The sequence below is a fragment of the Desulfovibrio biadhensis genome (assembly GCF_055388615.1).
The window spans coordinates 1,156,157-1,174,552 of sequence record NZ_AP042477.1 but is presented as its reverse complement, the minus strand read 5'-3'; the positions used below and the strand labels follow the sequence as shown (position 1 = coordinate 1,174,552).

15 protein-coding genes are annotated in these 18,396 nt (G+C 54.7%); 14 read left to right on the top strand and 1 reads right to left on the bottom strand.

Annotated elements, in window-relative coordinates:
* The first annotated feature begins 101 nt into the window (after positions 1 to 101).
* From ACZ5EH_RS05160 to ACZ5EH_RS05140, 5 genes are all read left to right on the top strand, one after another.
* Positions 102 to 1,772 (top strand): tetratricopeptide repeat protein, encoded by a 1,671-nt coding sequence (locus tag ACZ5EH_RS05160; protein WP_464277066.1) that lies wholly within the window; start codon positions 102 to 104, stop codon positions 1,770 to 1,772.
* Entirely contained in the window at positions 1,769 to 3,493 is a 1,725-nt protein-coding gene (locus ACZ5EH_RS05155) for a glycosyltransferase family 39 protein (RefSeq protein WP_464277065.1), read from the top strand. The genes ACZ5EH_RS05160 and ACZ5EH_RS05155 overlap by 4 nt, the downstream gene beginning before the upstream one ends.
* Before the next feature lie 357 nt (positions 3,494 to 3,850).
* A complete protein-coding gene (locus ACZ5EH_RS05150; RefSeq protein WP_464277064.1) occupies positions 3,851 to 6,703 on the top strand; it encodes a hypothetical protein in 2,853 nt (950 codons plus the stop codon).
* A gap of 269 nt (positions 6,704 to 6,972) precedes the next feature.
* On the top strand, positions 6,973 to 7,191 hold the full coding sequence (locus ACZ5EH_RS05145; RefSeq protein ID WP_464277063.1) for a hypothetical protein: 219 nt from the start codon (positions 6,973 to 6,975) through the stop codon (positions 7,189 to 7,191).
* A gap of 41 nt (positions 7,192 to 7,232) precedes the next feature.
* Complete coding sequence (locus ACZ5EH_RS05140) at positions 7,233 to 8,012, top strand: ubiquinone/menaquinone biosynthesis methyltransferase (RefSeq protein ID WP_464277062.1); 780 nt, start codon at positions 7,233 to 7,235, stop codon at positions 8,010 to 8,012.
* A 78-nt stretch (positions 8,013 to 8,090) separates the two neighbouring features.
* Here ACZ5EH_RS05140 and ACZ5EH_RS05135 read toward each other — a convergent pair whose 3' ends face one another.
* A complete protein-coding gene (locus tag ACZ5EH_RS05135; protein ID WP_464277061.1) occupies positions 8,091 to 8,291 on the bottom strand; it encodes a DUF2065 domain-containing protein in 201 nt (66 codons plus the stop codon).
* A gap of 138 nt (positions 8,292 to 8,429) precedes the next feature.
* Here ACZ5EH_RS05135 and ACZ5EH_RS05130 point away from each other — a divergent pair, with 138 nt between their 5' ends.
* The 9 genes from ACZ5EH_RS05130 (at position 8,430) to rd (ending at position 18,378) form a co-directional block, all read left to right on the top strand.
* Positions 8,430 to 9,743, top strand: coding sequence for a nucleotide sugar dehydrogenase (locus ACZ5EH_RS05130; RefSeq protein ID WP_464277060.1), 1,314 nt, complete (start codon positions 8,430 to 8,432; stop codon positions 9,741 to 9,743).
* An 87-nt stretch (positions 9,744 to 9,830) separates the two neighbouring features.
* Positions 9,831 to 9,977, top strand: coding sequence for a hypothetical protein (locus tag ACZ5EH_RS05125; RefSeq protein WP_464277059.1), 147 nt, complete (start codon positions 9,831 to 9,833; stop codon positions 9,975 to 9,977).
* A gap of 69 nt (positions 9,978 to 10,046) precedes the next feature.
* Complete coding sequence (locus ACZ5EH_RS05120) at positions 10,047 to 11,021, top strand: polyprenyl synthetase family protein (protein WP_464277058.1); 975 nt, start codon at positions 10,047 to 10,049, stop codon at positions 11,019 to 11,021.
* Between the two features lie 168 nt (positions 11,022 to 11,189).
* On the top strand, positions 11,190 to 14,213 hold the full coding sequence (locus ACZ5EH_RS05115; RefSeq protein ID WP_464277057.1) for an AIR synthase-related protein: 3,024 nt from the start codon (positions 11,190 to 11,192) through the stop codon (positions 14,211 to 14,213).
* A gap of 237 nt (positions 14,214 to 14,450) precedes the next feature.
* Positions 14,451 to 14,927, top strand: coding sequence for a multiheme c-type cytochrome (locus tag ACZ5EH_RS05110; RefSeq protein ID WP_464277056.1), 477 nt, complete (start codon positions 14,451 to 14,453; stop codon positions 14,925 to 14,927).
* Between the two features lie 17 nt (positions 14,928 to 14,944).
* Positions 14,945 to 16,960: a methyl-accepting chemotaxis protein gene (locus tag ACZ5EH_RS05105; RefSeq protein WP_464277055.1), complete on the top strand. Its 2,016-nt coding sequence runs from the start codon at positions 14,945 to 14,947 to the stop codon at positions 16,958 to 16,960.
* A 209-nt stretch (positions 16,961 to 17,169) separates the two neighbouring features.
* Positions 17,170 to 17,751, top strand: a complete 582-nt coding sequence (gene rbr, locus ACZ5EH_RS05100; protein ID WP_464277054.1) for a rubrerythrin — start codon at positions 17,170 to 17,172, stop codon at positions 17,749 to 17,751.
* Between the two features lie 57 nt (positions 17,752 to 17,808).
* The gene (locus tag ACZ5EH_RS05095; protein WP_464277053.1) at positions 17,809 to 18,189 is read left to right on the top strand and encodes a desulfoferrodoxin; all 381 of its coding nucleotides are present in this window, start codon (positions 17,809 to 17,811) and stop codon (positions 18,187 to 18,189) included.
* Between the two features lie 30 nt (positions 18,190 to 18,219).
* Positions 18,220 to 18,378 carry a rubredoxin gene (gene rd, locus ACZ5EH_RS05090; protein WP_464277052.1) on the top strand — a complete coding sequence of 53 codons (159 nt, stop codon included), beginning with the start codon at positions 18,220 to 18,222 and terminating at the stop codon, positions 18,376 to 18,378.
* The last annotated feature ends 18 nt before the right edge of the window (positions 18,379 to 18,396 follow it).

Sequence of the window (18,396 nt, the reverse complement as noted above, 5' to 3'; positions counted from 1 at the left end):
TTGCTTTAAACCCATAGTCCGGGCTAGGTGCACGAGAAGGTGCGTGCCCGTGTGCGGGCAGATTAACAAAAGGCGCCTATATACAGGGGGGAGGGATGGATATGGCGCAGGTAAAGAAAAGTGGTGCAAAAGATTCTGGCGTTGGAACGCTCGGAATTGTTTTCGTATTGTTGCTGTTGCCTGTGTTGGCGTATCATGCGGCCCTCCAAAACGGCTTCGTGATCTATGACGACCCCTACTACGTCTACGAAAATAGCCATGTGCTGCAAGGGCTTACATTAGAAAATGTGGGCAAGGCATTTGGCGCCCTTGATCAGGGAAACTGGCACCCCCTGACATGGCTCTCCCATATGGCTGTGGTGGAAGTAGCGGGGCTCAACCCCCTCTGGCATCACCTGGTCAATCTCGTTTTGCATTGCTGCAATGTGCTGCTTCTGTTTCTGTTGCTCCAGTCCATGACAGGCGCTCGCTGGCGCAGCGCCGCCGTGGCTGCTCTTTTTGCCGTGCATCCGTTACATGTGGAATCCGTTGTCTGGATTTCTGAGCGCAAAGACGTCTTGAGCATGCTGTTCGCATTGCTTTCGGTGCATGCCTATGGACGTTACGCCAAAGAGGGCGGTGTCCGATGGTATATCACCTCATTGTGCTGCATGTTTTTGGGAATGATGTCCAAACCAATGCTGGTGACATTACCGGTGTTGTTGTTGCTTGTGGATTACTGGCCCCTCGGGCGTTTAGCGCCTTTCGGAAGTGAGGGCTTTTTGCAGCGCAACAAGATGGTGGTGCTGGACAAGGTTCCCTACGTACTGGCGGCCATTATCTTCAGTATTGTGGCCGTGCTGGCTCAAGAAGGCACCGGCGCACTGGCGCCCCTTTCTGAGTGGAGTGTCTGGCAGCGCCTTGGAACTGTGCTGGGGGGCTATCTTGCCTATCTTGGAAAATTCCTGCTGCCGGTGCATCTCGCGGTCTTTTACCCCCTGGAAAAGAATATCCCCATTTGGGAAACAGCCGTGGCAGGGGCAGTCCTTTTTGCCATCACTGCCGCCTGCATAAAATGGGGAAAACGCCTTCCATGGCTGTTTACAGGGTGGTTTTGGTATCTTATCGCCATGCTGCCGGTCATCGGCATTGTGCAGATCGGAATGCAATCCATGGCGGACAGGTACACCTATCTGCCTATGCTCGGCCTGTATATTCTGCTTGTCTGGGGAGGGGCGTCGCTTCTGGAGCGATCCCGCCTGAAAAAAACAGGGAGTATCGCTGCCGTGCTGCTGGTTGTGATCCTGGGAGCTGCTGTCTGGCAGACAAACAGGCAGGTCAGGGTCTGGCGCAACTCCATTACGCTTTTTGAGCACGCAGCTGCTGTTACTGACAAAAATTTCGTCGCCTATGACAATTTGGGCAAAGCGTATCTGCAGCAGGGTGATCTGCAAAATGCGCTTTATTGGTATGATAAGCGCTTGATGACCCGCCCCCAGGATGGGAACAGCTATTGGAACGTTGCGGATATACAGCAGCGTTCGGGAAAGCTTGAGGCTGCATTGCAGACGATTTCCAAAGGACTGGAACAAAAAAGCGGGAAAGCTTCCCTTTTAAAGTTGCGTGGGCTGGTGGAATACCGCATGGGTGATTTGGACGCAGCAAGGCAAAGCTTTATCCAGGCTGTGGAGCTTGCCCCTGATGACCAGGAAGCAAGGAAGAATCTGGCTATCATCGAAAGAGAGTCAGGCACCGCAGGCAACGCACCCGAAAGTAAAGAGGGCGTTGAATGACTCCGAAAAAGGGGTATGAACGCGCCCCCTTGTTACTGTGCTGCCTGTTTGTGCTGCTTATGGTTCCTTTTCTGGATAAAGCCGCGCATATTGACGATCCCCTGTTTCTCTGGAGTGCGGAACAGATTCTCAGGACACCTCTCAATTTCTATGGATTTGACGTCAACTGGTACGGAACGGCCATGCCCATGGCCGAAGTGATGCAGAACCCGCCTCTTACGTCCTATTATCTTGCACTGCCCATGGCCCTCTCTGGGGGGGCAGAGGGCACCTCCGATGTGCTTCTTCATCTGGCCATGCTGTTGCCAGGGATTTTTTTTGTATTGGGCATGTATCGCCTCTCTCGACTGTTTTGTCGCAAGGGCTGGCTGGCAACCATGATGGCCATGCTGTCTCCGGCTGTTCTTCTCGCAGCAGGGGGATTCATGTCTGAAACGCTTTTGCTGCCTTTATGGGTGTGGGCGGTGTATTTTCATATTCAGGGTGAAAGGCAAGGCCGTATCGTTCTGACACTCGTTGCCGCATGTCTTGTCAGTTTTGCCGTGTTGGTCAAATTCAACGCACTTGCGCTCATCCTTTTGCTTTTCGCCTATTCGATACTGCATCATTTCAGGCTGCGTCCAGGCCTGTTGGCGCTTTTGCTGCCTTTTGTCGCGTTGCTCGGGTATCAATGGTGGACGTCTGCCCTGTATGGCCAGGGGTTGTTGACGAGCGCCATGCACTATTCGGTGACGACCAAATCGAGCATTGGGTCTTTTGGCCTGAACAACCTTTTGGAAGGGCTCGCCTTTTTGGGCGGGTGTATACCTGCCTGCCTGGTGCTGCTTCCAGTCCTTTGGCGCAGTCGTGGGCGCTTCATTGCCCTGGCGGCCTTTATCGCCCTGTTCGCAATTTTGCAGCTAAGTGGGGAGTTTTGCGGCGTTTCGTTTGATTCATTGGAATATGGCGGCGCCACATATGCCCTACAAGCTTCGTTGTTGATGCTGCTTGGTGCGGCGATTCTGGCAACAATCCTTCACGCGTCGATCCCCCGGACATTGCGCAGGGAGCAGCTGGACCTGAATAAAGACAATGTGTTTTTGACCCTCTGGGTGTTGGGGCAGTTTGTTTTTGTCGTGTTCCTCAACTGGACTATCAGCGCCCGGAATATGCTGCCCCTGGTGCCACCTGTCTGTATTTTTGTTGCGGCGGCACTGGAGCGAAGACCAAAAAAGGCCGTAGAGGGGAACGTTGCCCCGCAAAAAGGAGTTTGTTTTGCTTCTCTGGTATTGAGCGGGTGCCTGGCGTTTAGTCTGGCCTGGTGCGATTATCGCTGGGCAAATGCCTGCCGAACCGCTGCCTTCGCTCTTATCCAGAACCAGGACAGGCTGCCGCAAAATGTTTGGTTTGCCGGCCATTGGGGGTTCCAGTACTATATGGAGCAGGGCAGATTCAGACCGCTGGATCATGCATCGTCCGTCGTCTCCATGGGGGATGTGCTCATTTTACCGCGTAAAATGCTGCAGCGCCCTCTCCCGGTGGAGTATTTTACAAAGGTGCAGGAGTTGACGTTGCCTGGCTGTGGCATCCTTTCCCTGCAGCATGAAAAAGGGCTTGCAGGTTTTTACTCAACGGTTTTTGGACCACTGCCCTACGTTTTTGCAGTGAGCGAGCCGCACCGGTTCGAATTTCGTGTTGCCATGCGTACGATCAGGTTCAAGCAGGGGAAGAAAGACTCATAAATGCATTTTGCAGCGTGAAAGGGGAGAAAAACCTATTTTTATGCAGAAAAAACGTGCCAAGGCCATGCTATGGCTTGACATGCACGGCCTGCTCTCCTAATGCGAAAGATAAAATCTTTAACAATAGTTTCAAATTTTTCTAAAAGCATGAGCGCCCACAATGTCGCTGCGTCGTAACACTGAAGGCGGCGGCGAACAGCAGACAGCCGCGACTGCGTCCGATTCACCTAACTTGCTTCTTATGGTACGCTTATCGCGGCAGAACCAGAACAGGCGCTGTTTTTCGGGTTGCCCAGGAACCACGCGCACTTACAAAAGATGAAGGGCGCAGCAACAGCAGCAAAGCAAAGGTGAGCCATGGCGCGATCCGCCTCCAATTCTGCCGGCGACGAAGAAATCTTCGAATTGACCGACGTCATCGAGAAAGGTTCCAAGAAACCGAAACAGCAAGTTGCGGCCTCGGATGTTTCCGTGGGTGATGACGACGTGGACCTGAGCTTTGAGGACGAACTCGAAGACCTTTTTCAGGATGCGGATGATCTTATGCCGCAAAAGAAAGCGCCCTCCAAAACTGATACTGACGATTTTGACGATATGTTGGAGGCTGGGGGCGATGCTGGGCCTGGGCAAGCCACAGGTGGCGCAGATGATGACGATCCCCTTGCTGACCTGGATTTTTCAGAACTTGGCGACGACTTTGGCGATCTGGATACAGATGTGGCCGATGCGCAGCAGGCGCAGAAGGCGGCTCCCTCTGCTGCAGTGGATCAGGATGACCTGGATGCCGACTTGACCATGGAAACTGGTGCTGGTGATGATCTTTCCGACCTGGGCGATCTTGGGGATCTGGGAGATTTGGGTGAATTTGAGGACCTTTTTGAAGGGCTTGATGACGATGCTCCGGCGGAAAAGCCTGCAAGCAAGCCCGCCGCGGAAAAACCTGCCCAAAAAAAGCCCGCTGTCGAGAAGCCCGCTGCAAAACCTGCGGCAAAAGAAGCCGCTCCCGCCGCAACGCCTGGACAGGAAGAGATAGACGCCCTGCTTGGCAATATGGATTTAGATGCAACCGTTGATGAGGCGCCGGCCCCCGTTGCGGCTGAAAAGAAGGGCAAGGCCGCTCCCGCTGCGTCCACCAGCCAGGATGACATAGATGATTTGCTTGGCGACATGGGACTGGATGTCGACGAGGGTGCGCCCGCGCAAAAGCAGTCTGCATCCGGCGCTACCCCGTCTGGTCTGGATGATGACGAGGCCCTGGACACAGCAGATCTGGGCGACTTCGACGCCGAGGATGACACCTTTGATCTGGGGCTGGACGACATAGATAATTTGAATATCGACCTCGACGAACAGGATGTTGCGATGGAGCAGGCCCCCGGTGAAGCCGAAAAGCCGGACAAGGAGCCCTCGCAACAGATGTCGGGGCAGGACGAAATCGATGACCTTCTCGGCGACCTCGAAGCCGGCGATCTGGCTGGTCTGGGAGCCGACGCGGACCAGGCTTTCGGCGAGGATCTCTTCAATGAGATCGATGGCGAGGATGAGGAGGCTCCTGAGGCGGTTGCCTCTGCCGAAGAGGAGGGTAGCGATATCGACTTCGAAGTATTGCAAAACAATGGCAAGTCGGAAAAGGACAAGCCCAAGAAGAAAGAAGAGGGCGGCTCGCTCGATGATTTCGACCTTGACGCCCTTGGCCAGGATCTGGACCAAGACCTGGGCGAGGATCTTGGGGTGGACTTTGATCTCGACCAGAATGAGACGCAAGAAGCCGCAGCGGAGAGTGCAGCGCCAGAGAGCGGAGAAGGAATTGATCTCGGTGACATAGACCTCAGCGATTTTGATTTGGACGAACCAACAGAAGCTGCGCCGGCAGCCGCTGAGGAGAAGGAGGACTCCTTCGATTTCGACGCTTCCGTTGACCTTGCGCCGCAGGAACCTGACGTGGAAAATGATGCTACGCAGGAATTTTCGCTTACCGACGAGGATACCACCGAAAGTGGCCAGGACGATGAAGACATCGATCTCAATGGCCTGGATGACCTCATTGACGGGTTGGATTTCCCCGATGATGACGTTTCAGGAGCTGCGCTTCTGGAAGAAGATGCTGCAGCCGACATGGACGCCACCGTGCAGGAAGAATCCTATGAAACCGAAGACGCTGCAGAAACGTCGGAACAAGAAGAGGAAGACGAGTCCTTAGAGTTGGAAGAAAGCGACTTGGATGACCTCAACGCGCTTTTAGAAGGCGATGCCGAACGGGGAGCCCCCGATGATGACGCTGAGCTGGAAATCGGGGAGCAGGATCTGGACGCCATCGAATCGGCATTCAATGAAGAGAGTTTGGAAGACGAAGCGGATGAAGAAGGCGCAGACCTGGACGACGGCCTGGCGCTGGAATTTGACGAGACTGAAGAAGTCTCCAGTCCGGAGCCTGCCGTTGATGCGAGCGAAGTCTCGCTTTCCGACTTCGAACTTGCAGAAGAAGATGTGCCTGATGATGTTCTGGATGAAGACGTTGAAAACATGGGCGGTGAACAGTTCGAGGAAGCCATCGAACGCGCGGAAAAGGGCGAGAAGCCCCTTGCGCCGCAGCCTGCAGCGAACAATGAGGAAATTGCGGCCCTGCAGCAGCGCATTGAGCAACTGGAAGCTGAGCTCCGTGATGTGCGCAGCGGACAGGACTTTGAGGACAGGCTCACAGCTGCACGTGAAGAGATGGTGAAAAGCCTTGAGCAGCGCCTTGACCGCTCCTTGCAGGAAGCTCTTGAGGAGCATACCAAATCCTTTGAGGAGTCCCTGCAGCAAAAAATGCAGGAGCATCTGGACAACGCCCTGCCTGCGGAAAGCACTGCCATTGCAGATGATGTTTTCAGCAGGCTGGAGGAAAGCTTCGAGCGCAAGCGGCAGGAGGATGCCACGCAAATGGTTGCCGAGCTGGAAACGCAGCTTGCTGGCCGTCTGGACAAGGATTCGCCGCTGGTTGAGAAGTTGCGCGAATTGCTGGCCCCTGAAATTGAAGCCATTGTCCACGAAGGGCTCTTGCCTGTGCGCAGTGAGATGGTGAACGAAGCGCGCCTGGATGAACGGCTTGACGGACGCATAGAAGAGCTTCGCAGCGCCCTTGAAGAACGCATAGAAAAGGGCATCCCCGAAGCTGCGGCGCGGATAATACGCGAAGAAATCGCTGCGCTGGTGGAAGAACTTTCTTGAGGTAGCGCTTGTTTGTTACCCGGGATTATCCCTCTTTGCGGGCTCGACTCCCGGCACGGGAAGTGATAGAGGCCTGCAAAAAAGGAGAGGGCCTCCCGGGTTTTTTTCTTTTCCCGTCCGGAGCCTTCCGCCAAGTGGTCGAGGCCATTTCCCCCCGGACGGGTTTTTCCCTTGCAACGCACTCCCGCACTATGCGGGTATGGAAACGGGTGGTTCCCGGTCGTGGTTCATCTACGTCGGGGTAGAATCCCCCATGCAGAGGCGCATTTATGGACAAGCATAACAAGCAGGCCTTGCAGGTGGCCAAGGAAATAGTGGTGAAGTTCATCGAAGTGGGGCGGGTATCGCCGCAGAACTTTGGTGAGATTTTTGCGGGAATCCATAAGGATGTTCTCGACGCCATTAAACAGGGCGAATCCCACGTGGTGACGACAAAGACTGCCGTTTCAGATGCCGGCGCTTCCGGAGAAGGCTCGGGCAAGGCCTGAGGCGCCACTACTGGATAATTTTTCGAAGATAACTCCAACGCATGTCTGAAGCCACTTCATTGCATCCTGCTCCTGCGGGCCCGGACGACCACGGCCGTAGGGTTTCCGGCATGTTCGGCCGCATTGCGCGCTGGTATGACCTGCTCAACCACGTGCTCAGCCTGGGACTGGACATTTACTGGCGGCATCAACTGGTCAGGCTGGTGCGCAAGGCGCCCGGCCAGCATGACTGGCTGGTGCTGGACCTGGCCGCCGGAACCATGGACGTAAGTCTGGAGATTTTGCGGCAGCATCCGAAAGCTTCGGTGCTGGCCATGGACTTTGCCTACCCCATGCTGCTGCGGGGGGTGCACAAAGCCAAACGTACGAAGTCCTCGTCGGAGTCTTCCGTTGCAGCCGCCCTGGCCGACGGACGGACACTTCCTTTGCCGGCGGCAAGTGTGGACTGTATTACCATCGCCTTTGGCATCAGGAACATCCTGCCCCGTTCCAAAGCGTTTGCGGAAGCCATGCGGGTGCTGCGCCCCGGCGGGCGTATGTGCATCCTGGAATTCGGCACGGGCAAAAGCAGAATCTGGAAAGGGGTGTACAATTTTTATTTGCGCAGGATTCTTCCCCTGGTCGGGCGCATAGTTTCCGGGGATTCCGCCGCGTATACATACCTTGCGGATACCATTCTGGCCTTTCCGCCCGCTCCGGAACTGGCCAAGGAGTTACTTGAGGCCGGCTTTGACAAGGTTTATTACAGGCCGATGCTTTCAGGCATCGTGTACCTGCATGTTAGCGAAAAACAAGGGCCGGAATCCGGCAAAGGGAAATAGCGAATACCCCCCTGCACGACTTGTTGCCGGCAGGGTATTGCGTTATGGGCAGTTGCTTTGCTGATAGGTGAGGTTCGTTTACATTGCGCGGACCAGGGAGATGACGACAAGGCCGAGGAGTATCGAACCAAGGCCCATGAATCGCAAGAATGCTGGTGGTTTTTCCGCCAGGTTGCGTAGCAGTGACGGAAATTTTTCGGCCATGAGGAAATAGGGCAGTCCCTCGATGACGAACGCCAGGCCAATGGCCATGAAAAGGAGTTTCCAATTAATTTCCATGGACATTCTCTAACATACTCAATGGCGGCTTGCCATTCATGAGATGTTGGTTGTGAATATTCCAGAATGTTGAACAGGTTAGTAAAAAGCTGAATATCCCTTCAGCATATATTCGGCGCTTCTGGAAGGAGAACGCACGTGATAGATTTTACATCTTTGCAGAATAAAGAATTGCCCATAGCCCTTGTGGGGCTTGGGTATGTAGGGTTGCCACTTGCAGTGGCCATGAGCAGGCATTTTGACGTCATTGGCTTTGATGTCTCGCCCAGTCGTGTGCGCGAGCTCAAGGAAGGGCACGACCGTACCGGTGAAGTGGAAGACGCCAAGCTCCAAAACGCGACCATCGAATATACGGACGATCCTGCTGCGCTTAAGCGTGCCGGTGTTGTCATCGTCGCTGTTCCAACGCCCATCGACAAACATCGGCGTCCGGACCTCGACTATGTCTCCGGGGCATCCACCCTGGTAGGTAAAAACCTGCGTGAAGGTGCTGTTGTCGTATTTGAATCCACGGTTTACCCCGGGCTTACCGAGGAAGTCTGCATTCCGCTTTTGGAAGAGCACTCCGGCTTGCGCTGTGGCGAAGGATTCAAAGTGGGGTACTCTCCGGAGCGCATCAACCCCGGTGACAAGGAGCACACCCTGGAGACCATTGTAAAAGTGGTTGCCGGACAGGACGAAGAAACCAGCGAATTGCTGGCGAAACTCTATGGCACCGTGGTCAAGGCCGGGGTGCACAGGGCTTCCAGCATCAAGGTGGCCGAGGCTGCCAAGGTCATTGAAAACACGCAGCGCGACCTGAACATTGCGCTCATGAACGAGCTTTCGCTGATTTTCGAGCGTATGAACATCGATACCAAGGAAGTGCTGGAAGCTGCCGGCACCAAATGGAATTTCCTGCGCTTTTTCCCCGGGCTCGTCGGGGGGCACTGCATCGGCGTTGACCCCTATTACCTGACCTTCAAGGCAGAGTCCCTTGGCCTGCATCCTCAGGTGATACTCGCTGGTCGGCGCATCAACGATTACATGGGCAAATACGTGGCCGAGTCCGCCATCAAGCGCATGAACAAGAGCGGCTGCCGCATCTGTGGAGCACGGGTTGCCGTCCTGGGATTGACCTTTAAGGAAAACGTGCCTGATCTGCGCAACACGCGCGTGATCGACGTCATAGAGGAATTGCACGAGTTCGATGTGGAAGTGCTGGTGCACGACCCCGATGCCGATCCGGCAGAAGCCAAACATGAGTACGGTCTGGACTTGTGCAGCATGGAAGATCTGCATGACCTCGATGCTGTGATTCTGGCCGTGCCCCATGACGAATACAAGGAAATCGACCTGCAGACCATGCGCTCCTGGTTTGCCGACAAGGACAAGTGCCTGCTGCTGGATGTGAAGGCCGTGCTGGACCCGGCCGAGGTCGCTGCAGCAGGTATCGCCTACTGGCGGTTGTAGGCCGGGGGGCTTCTTATGGCAGAGCGAATTGTCTGCTGGACAGATTGCTGACGTGGATATACCGAGGCGAGTTTTCGTCTCAGGGATATGGAAGCCGGAGGACGTCTGGCGTTGGAAATCGGGCCGGAGCAGGAAAAAAAGATGCGGGCCATCCTGCGCTTGCGCAAAGGCAGGATATTACGCGAGGATCATCTGGACGCCGGGCGAAAGCTGTTGCTTGTTGAAAAACAGTGACGCGACCGTGCAGGGCCACGGGCGCAATGCTCTTGCCCTTCCGGCAAAAATACGGGTACTAGTGACTTCATGCACGAGCTTTTCGGCTTTTTCGAGGCGGAGCAGCCCCGGGTCAACAAGTTTCTCAGCGCAGAAATAGAGAAATTACACCCACTTGTCAGATCCGTAGCCCGGGATGTGTTTGCTGGCGGTGGCAAACGACTCCGGCCATTGCTGCTGCTGCTTGTCGCCCGTAGTCTGGGGTGCACACGGCAGGATGAAGCGCTTTACTCCATGGCGTCTTCCCTGGAGTTTTTGCATTCAGCCACGCTGCTGCACGATGACATCCTGGACGGTGCGGAAATGCGACGGGGGGCGCCTGCCGCGCATACAATTCATGGCGTTTCCACCACCATCCTTGCGGGTGACGCCCTTTTGGCCCTTTCCAACAAGCTGATGGCCGATACGGGCAACCCAAAACTCACCACCTGCATTGCAGAAGCCATCATCAATACCGCTGTGGGGGAGATCGCTGAGATCGCCCACATTCGTGACGCCTCCCTTACGGAAGACGGCTACATAGAAATCATTACCGGAAAAACCGCCTACCTCATTCAGGCCGCCTGCCGTTGCGGCGCCATTGCTTGTGATGCCTCGCCGGATGTGGAGCAGGCAGCCGCAGACTATGGCCTTTTTCTGGGCATTGCCTTTCAGTTGGTGGATGACGCCCTCGATTATGCGTCCAGCCAGGAAAAGCTTGGCAAGCCTGTGGGGCGCGATCTGCGTGAGGGCAAGGTGACCTTGCCCCTGCTGTACTACCTGCAACAGGCTGGCGACGCCGACAGGGCCTGGGCTCTGGAGCGCTTGAGCAATGTCTCCACCAGTGAAGAGGATTATAACGCACTCGTTGCTGCCATCAGAGACATTGGAGGAGACAGCAAAACCAGAGAGCTTGCTGCCGATTATCTGGAGCGTGCCGGCAAGGCCTTGTCCATGTTTCCTGACAGCCGCGAAAAGGACCTATTGCAGATGGTCCTCAATTACGTTTTGACACGCGAGAAGTAGTCACGCTGCAATGTTTATTATCGATTCCCCTGCGAATTCCTGCGGCGAGGCTGCGAGCGCATTTTCATCTTGAAATTTGAATTTTGCCTGAAACAATCACCGATTTCAGGGAAGTGCAGTGAGCATAACGACCTTTCCAAGGTCGACATGCCCTAAAGGAGAGTCGCGATGATTCGGCGAATCGAAGTCGGCCTTCGTGCTGGCGTTACTGACGTCATGGGCCGCAAAGTGGCCAAGAAGGTCAAGGAATTTCTGGGCTATGAACTCGAAGAGGTGCGTTGCCTCAAAGTTTTCACCATCGAAGGCCTGGAAGACGGACAGATTCAATCTCTCATCGATAACTGCGCCCTGCATGATCCCGTGCTGCAGCAGGCCTCGCTCGAACCGCTTGCTTCCGGCGCCTTCGACTGGGTCATCGAGGTGGGCTTCCGCCCTGGTGTCACTGACAACGAAGGCCGCACCGCCACAGATACCGCCGCATTGGTTTTGGGGCTGGACAAAGGGGCCCGCAAAGGCCTGGCCGTCTACACCGCCACCCAGTATCTTATTAAAGGTTCCCTGGAAAAAGAAGACGCAGGGCGCATCGCCACCGGCTTGCTGGCCAACGACCTCATCCAGCGCCACGACATCAAGAGCGCGACGGAATGGACGCGGGAACCCGGGTTCCCGGCCGTTGCCGCCAAGGTTTCAGGCGAGGCTCTGGACACTGTGGAAACCGTTGCCTTGACGGAAATGAGCGATGAACAGCTCATGGCCTTCAGTCGTGAAAACGTTCTGGCCCTTTCTCTGGAAGAGATGCGCTGCATCCGCGATCATTTCGCTTCTTCAGAAGTCCAGACCTTGCGCAAGGAAGCCGGCTTCCCGGAACACCCCACTGATGCGGAAATCGAATGCCTTGCTCAGACATGGAGCGAGCATTGCAAACACAAGATATTCAATGCGCGTATCGACTATGATGACAGGGAAACCGGTCTCAAGCGCACTATAGACAGCCTGTTCAAGACCTGCATTTTTGAGCCCACCAGCCGCATTCGCGCCGAAAAGGGAGCAGACGACTTCTGCCTTAACGTGTTCAAAGACAACGCAGGCGTGATCCGTTTCACCGATGACTACAATGTCTGCATCAAGGTTGAAACCCACAACAGCCCTTCGGCGCTTGATCCATACGGTGGGGCGCTTACCGGCATTGTGGGCGTGAACCGCGACCCCATGGGCACCGGTATGGGCGCTCAGATGGTCTGCAACACCGATGTGTTCTGCTTTGCCGCGCCCACCTGGGAAGGGGAACTGCCCCCGCGTTTGTTGCACCCTAGGCGCGTGTTGGAAGGTGTTCGCGAAGGTGTGGAGCATGGGGGCAACAAGTCCGGCATCCCCACGGTGAATGGAAGCCTTGTTTTTGACGAGCGCTACCTGGGCAAACCCCTGGTTTTTTGCGGCACGGTGGGCATGATGCCAAAGGAAGTCGCCGGCCGCCCCAGCCATGAAAAAGAGGCTGAAGTTGGCGACGCAGTCGTCATGGTAGGAGGGCGTATAGGCAAAGACGGCATCCACGGCGCCACATTCTCCTCCGAGGAATTGCACGAAGGCTCTCCGGCCACTGCCGTACAGATAGGGGACCCCATCACCCAGCGTAAAATGTATGACTTTTTGATGCGCGCCCGCGATACTGGACTGTATAACGCCATCACCGACAACGGCGCAGGCGGCCTTTCCTCCTCTGTTGGTGAAATGGCGGAGCAGACTGGCGGCGTAGAATTGGACCTTTCACTGGCGCCCCTGAAATATGATGGGTTGCGTCCGTGGGAGATTCTGCTTTCCGAGGCCCAGGAGCGCATGACCCTTGCCGTGCCACAGGACAAGCTGGAAGCTTTTTTGACCCTGGCTGAAGAAATGGACGTGGAGGCCACGGCAATGGGGCGTTTCACGGACAACGGCATACTCCGCATCAGCTACGGTGAGAAGCCGGTGGCCTTGTTGCACATGGATTTTCTGCATGAAGGCGTTCCCCAGATGCAGCTGGAAGCGGTTTGGGAAAAGCCGGCTGCGGCTGCGGGCAAGAACTCCCTTGTTTCCGGAAGCGAACCCGAGACAGCAGGGGTGGAAAATGTCTCCCTGTTGCAACGCATGTTGGGGCGTTTCAATATTTGCAGTAAGGAATACATCATCCGCCAGTATGATCATGAGGTGAAGGCCGGCAGCGTGATAAAGCCTCTGGTGGGGGCCTTGAGCGATGGGCCGGGAGATGCAGGCGTGATGCGCCCCTTGCTGGATAAGCAGGAAGGACTGGTCATTTCCCATGGCATCTGCCCCAAGTTCAGTGATCTGGATACCTATTGGATGATGGCCAATGCCGTGGACGAAGCAGTGCGCAACGCTGTCGCCGTCGGTGCGGATTTGCGGCATATGGCAGGTGTGGACAATTTTTGCTGGTGCGATCCTGTTCAGTCGGAAAAAACCCCGGACGGCCGCTACAAACTGGCCCAGCTCGTCCGCGCAAACCTGGCGCTGAAGCATTTTTGCCAGGCGTATGGCGTGCCGTGCATCTCCGGCAAAGACTCCATGAAAAACGACTACACAGGCGGGGGGCGCAAGATCTCCATTCCCCCAACCGTGCTTTTCTCCGTCATGGGTGTGGTTCCCGATGCCTCCAAGTCTGTGAGCAGCGATTTCAAGAAGCCGGGGGATGCTGTTTACCTGCTGGGGCTGACACGGGCTGAGCTGGGCGGCAGTGAACTGGCGGACGAACTCGGGTTTTACAGCGATTCCGTGCCCCATGTTGATTGTCTGGACGCCCGCGAGCGTTATCTGTCCTTTTTCAAGGCTGTGGACGCCGGACTGGTCACGGCGTGCCATGACCTTTCGGACGGAGGCCTGGCTGTGGCGCTTGCTGAAATGTGCATCGGCGGCCGGCTGGGCGCCAGCATAGAGCTGGACAAGGTCCCTGCAGTCGGATCTGATGGTCGCCCCGGGCCACTCAATATTTTGTATAGTGAAAGCGCAAGCCGTTTGCTGGTGACGGTGCAGGAAAAGGATATTCAGGGCTTTGAATCCTGCTTCAAGGGGCAGATTATGGCCCGGATTGGCACGGTACAGGAAGCACAACAGCTTCATGTACTTTCAAACGGGGCTCCCTACATGGATGCTTCTGTGGCTGACCTTGCTGCTGCATGGAAGGGAAGCATGAACTGGTAAAAACTGTTATGGCCATAAAACTTTTTAGAAATAGGAACAGTCGATAGGAGATTGTTCCTTTTTTCTTTAATCCTTGACGCTTTTGTAGCAACGAGATACTTCCTAAAAAAGGTGTATGGAAGAAACACAACCATAATTCAATTGTGCTGTTGTTTTCTTGCAGGGCAGTATGTCTGGGGGGGATGTCTGTATCCAACGTATCAAGATGGATGACAGGGCAAAAGGGAGGAGAGAACCATGAAACGGAACCCCTGGAGTCGGTTATTGCTGGCCGGCTTATTTGCAGTGGGCTGCCTTTTCTGGGCAAGTATGGGGATAAGCCAGGAAAGAACGTATGTCGGATCGGATGCGTGTGCAGATTGTCACCCTGATGAATACGAAAATTTCACAAAGTACGCCAAAAAAGCAAAGTCTTCTCAAAGTGTCCAGATCATGGCCTCGGACCTGACGAAAAAGGAACTCGAGGAGTGTTATTACTGTCATACCACAGGTTATGGACAGCCTGGGGGCTTTATCAGCTACGAAAAAACCCCGGAATTGGGAAACGCCGGCTGCGAGGTATGCCACGGGCCAGGCGCTGAACATGTCGAATCCGGGGGTGACCCCACATCCATCAAAGGGAAATTATCTCTTGCTGATTGCGAAACCTGCCATAATGAAGAGCGGGTGAGTGCATTCAACTTTAAGCCACTGCTGCACGGCGGCGCTCACTAACCAAAGGGGGAGGGAAAATGCAATGGCTTCGCAGTTCCCTGGGCGCTAAGATAGGTCTTTTTATTTCGCTTCTCCTATTGATAATTTTCGCCGCGCTCTTTTTTGCAAACTCCTTTTGGCAGCGTGAAAGCACGTTTGAGCTCATTCACGAAAGCGCTGAAGAAACATCGGATATTTTGTTTTCTTCTATCAGCCAGCCAATGAGCATAGGCGACAACGAGGGGACAACGGAACAGTTCAATCTCGTTGCTGAGAAGTTCAGAAATATCAAGGTCTATCTTACTAATTACAAAGGAAACGTTACCTATTCTACGTCCTCGGGCGATTTGCGCAAGGACATCGTCACTCTTTTTGAAAACCCCAAGTTCGATGCGCTTTTCCAGAAAAGCCTTGAAAGTAAAATCAAGGAAGGCGAACTGCAGGAACTTGGCGGCACGCCGTACTTCGTAGAAATTACATCCGTGGCCAATGAAGAATCCTGCCACCATTGCCATGGCTCGGCACAGCCCATTCTGGGCAGCATGGTGATGCTCCAGGACATCAGCAAGCAGATGGGAGTTCTTGCAAGCATCCAGGGCAAAGGACTCATGATTTCTCTTGGCGGCCTGATCATACTGCTGTTCTTGTTGCTGACTTTCGTAAAGTTCGGCGTGGTGAACAGAATCCGCGCAATCGCCAATTCCAGCCAGATCATAGAATCGGGTGATTACTCGGTATGCTTTGATTGCGACGGATGCGACGAAATCGCACAGCTTTCCCGTGCGCTTTCAAACATGGTCAGCACCATCCGCGACCAGCTCGAGTACAACCGGAGCGTGCTGGAGGGCATCATCGTTCCTCTCTTTGTTGCCGATGGGAAAGGGGTTATCGACTTCATCAACCCGCCCATGCGCAACATTCTGGGTAAAAGCGAAGAAAAGGCCAAAGGCGTCACTGTGGCCAGCCTGTTCCCCGATGGACAGGGCAGTGGCAGCATCACCGATTCCGTTTTGGCGCAGGGACGCAGCAAAAGCGGTGTGCTGCGCTATAAGCGCGACGACGGGGTGGAGTTTCCGCTGCATTACGAGGTCTCACCGCTGCGGGATGCGACGGATAGTGTCACAGGCGCAATCGGCGTCATGATCGACCTCACCCAGGAAGAAAAGGACAAGGCCCGCATTCAGGCCCATGGCGAGAATTTGCAGCGTGTGGGCGATGAAGTCACCAAGGTGGCTTTGAAGATGGCCGACGCCGCCGAACAGGTGGCCGGCGAAATGCATCAGATAACGCAAAGCATGGAGCAAACCGCCGGGCAGACACATTCCCTGGCAACTGCCATGGAAGAAATGAACGCCACGGTCCTGGAAGTCGCCAACAATGCCGGCCAGGTTGCTCAGGCTTCGGACGAAGCGAACCAGGTGGCCCGGCAAGGTGGCGAAGCCATAAGCAGCACTGTGAACGAAACGCGCGATGTCTCGGACAGGGCGACCAAGCTCTCTGAAAGCCTTAACGACCTGGCAGTGAAAGCTGAAAATATTGGTCAGATCATGCATGTCATCAACGACATTGCAGACCAGACCAACCTGCTGGCCCTGAACGCCGCCATCGAGGCTGCCCGTGCCGGCGAGGCAGGCCGGGGCTTTGCCGTAGTTGCCGACGAAGTACGCAAGCTGGCGGAAAAGACCATGAGCGCTACCAAGGAAGTGGAAGGCGCCATTGGCGATATCCAGCACAGCACCGAGGTTGCCGTCAGCGAAATGGCCCAGACTAGGTCGCTTGTTGACAGCAGTACGGATCGCGCCCAAGGCGCCGGGCAGACATTCGAATCCATTGTGGGGCAGTTTGGACGCATAGGCGAAATGGTGCAGGGGATTGCTGCTGCTTCTGAGGAGCAATCCGCCACCAGTGATGAAATCAACCGCAGTGTGTCCAACATCAATGATTTGGCTCAGAACGCCACCGATCGCGTGCAAAGCGCCAATGAGGCCATCCAGGAGGTTTCGGCCATGGCCATGCGGCTGAGCGAACTGGTGGAAAGCTTCCGCAAAAAATAGCGGCTTACACGAAAAACACAGGCCCCCTTGGTTTTTGGACGAAGGGGGCCTTTTTTTTTGAAGCGCTGCTACGAAAACGTCGTATTTTTACCCTATCATTGTCTGGACGAAAGAAATTTAATATGTATTATGGTACGCTGATTTTGTGGCAGCTTTGTTGATGTTAAGATAAACAAAATAAAAAGTGATTGAGAAACAAGAGGATTTCAATGGCATCTTTGAAAGGAACGCAAACAGAAAAAAATCTGCTGACTGCCTTTGCAGGCGAGTCACAAGCACGTAACTGTTATACATATTTCTCTTCAGTGGCCAAAAAAGAAGGTTTTGTACAGATATCGGCCATTTTCGATGAGACTGCCGGACACGAAAAAGAACACGCCAAACGGCTTTTCAAGTTTCTTGAAGGCGGTGATCTTGAAATCACTGCCGCTTTTCCCGCAGGCATTATCAAGGGTACCAGCGAGAACCTGCGGCATGCCGCCGCGGGCGAGAATTATGAGCATTCCGAGATGTACCCGAATTTTGCAAAGATTGCTGCAGAGGAAGGGTTCAATGACATTGCGACGGTTTTTTCCTCCATCGCCCGCGCCGAGGAATACCATGAGCGTCGTTATCTGGCGCTTGCCCGGACCATTGATGAAGGTATCGTTTTCAAACGTCCTGAAAAGGTAACGTGGCGCTGCCGCAACTGCGGCTACCTGCACGAAGGACTGGAGGCTCCGGCCCTGTGCCCCGCCTGCGCCCACCCCCAGGCTCATTACGAGGTTTATGTCCACGACTGGCAGCCTTAACCGGCACTTTCCATGGACTAAAAGCGTACTACCACCTGCTTACAAGGAGAATTTGACATGGCTGAAAAACTGGAAGTTTACAAATGCGCGGCCTGTGGCAACATTATTGAAGTTCTGCACGGCGGCGCCGGTGAATTGGTCTGCTGCGGCGAACCCATGAAGCTTTTCACCGAGAACACCGTTGATGCCGCAAAAGAAAAGCACGTACCCGTGATCGAAAAGACCGCTGATGGTTACAAGGTCACTGTCGGTTCTGTGGCTCACCCCATGGAAGAAAAACACTGGATCGAATGGATCGAACTCGTTGCTGACGGCAAGGCCTATCGCCAGTTCCTGAATCCTGGCGACGCGCCCGAAGCGACGTTCTGCATCAAAGCTGACAAGGTTACTGCCCGCGAATACTGCAATCTTCACGGGCTGTGGAAGGCAGAAGCCTAATTACAAACGATTACACGGAGGAATACTGATATGGACAAGTACATCTGCAATGTCTGCGGCTACGAATACGATCCTGAACAGGGCGATCCCGATAACGACGTGGCTCCTGGCACCCCCTGGGAAAAGGTTCCCGATTCCTGGGTCTGCCCCATCTGTGGCGCACCCAAGTCTGAATTCTCCAAGGCCTAATGCCTTGTGAGCAAGTAA

Bases quoted from the DNA above. Each gene is read 5' to 3' on its own strand.
- ACZ5EH_RS05095 (WP_464277053.1), top strand. From the start codon at position 17,809: ATGGCTGAAAAACTGGAAGTTTACAAATGCGCGGCCTGTGGCAACATT.
- ACZ5EH_RS05160 (WP_464277066.1), top strand. From the start codon at position 102: ATGGCGCAGGTAAAGAAAAGTGGTGCAAAAGATTCTGGCGTTGGAACG.
- ACZ5EH_RS05150 (WP_464277064.1), top strand. From the start codon at position 3,851: ATGGCGCGATCCGCCTCCAATTCTGCCGGCGACGAAGAAATCTTCGAA.
- rbr (WP_464277054.1), top strand. From the start codon at position 17,170: ATGGCATCTTTGAAAGGAACGCAAACAGAAAAAAATCTGCTGACTGCC.
- ACZ5EH_RS05105 (WP_464277055.1), top strand. From the start codon at position 14,945: ATGCAATGGCTTCGCAGTTCCCTGGGCGCTAAGATAGGTCTTTTTATT.
- ACZ5EH_RS05155 (WP_464277065.1), top strand. From the start codon at position 1,769: ATGACTCCGAAAAAGGGGTATGAACGCGCCCCCTTGTTACTGTGCTGC.
- ACZ5EH_RS05145 (WP_464277063.1), top strand. From the start codon at position 6,973: ATGGACAAGCATAACAAGCAGGCCTTGCAGGTGGCCAAGGAAATAGTG.
- ACZ5EH_RS05110 (WP_464277056.1), top strand. From the start codon at position 14,451: ATGAAACGGAACCCCTGGAGTCGGTTATTGCTGGCCGGCTTATTTGCA.
- ACZ5EH_RS05125 (WP_464277059.1), top strand. From the start codon at position 9,831: ATGGAAGCCGGAGGACGTCTGGCGTTGGAAATCGGGCCGGAGCAGGAA.
- rd (WP_464277052.1), top strand. From the start codon at position 18,220: ATGGACAAGTACATCTGCAATGTCTGCGGCTACGAATACGATCCTGAA.
- ACZ5EH_RS05140 (WP_464277062.1), top strand. From the start codon at position 7,233: ATGTCTGAAGCCACTTCATTGCATCCTGCTCCTGCGGGCCCGGACGAC.
- ACZ5EH_RS05120 (WP_464277058.1), top strand. From the start codon at position 10,047: ATGCACGAGCTTTTCGGCTTTTTCGAGGCGGAGCAGCCCCGGGTCAAC.
- ACZ5EH_RS05135 (WP_464277061.1), bottom strand. From the start codon at position 8,291: ATGGAAATTAATTGGAAACTCCTTTTCATGGCCATTGGCCTGGCGTTC.
- ACZ5EH_RS05115 (WP_464277057.1), top strand. From the start codon at position 11,190: ATGATTCGGCGAATCGAAGTCGGCCTTCGTGCTGGCGTTACTGACGTC.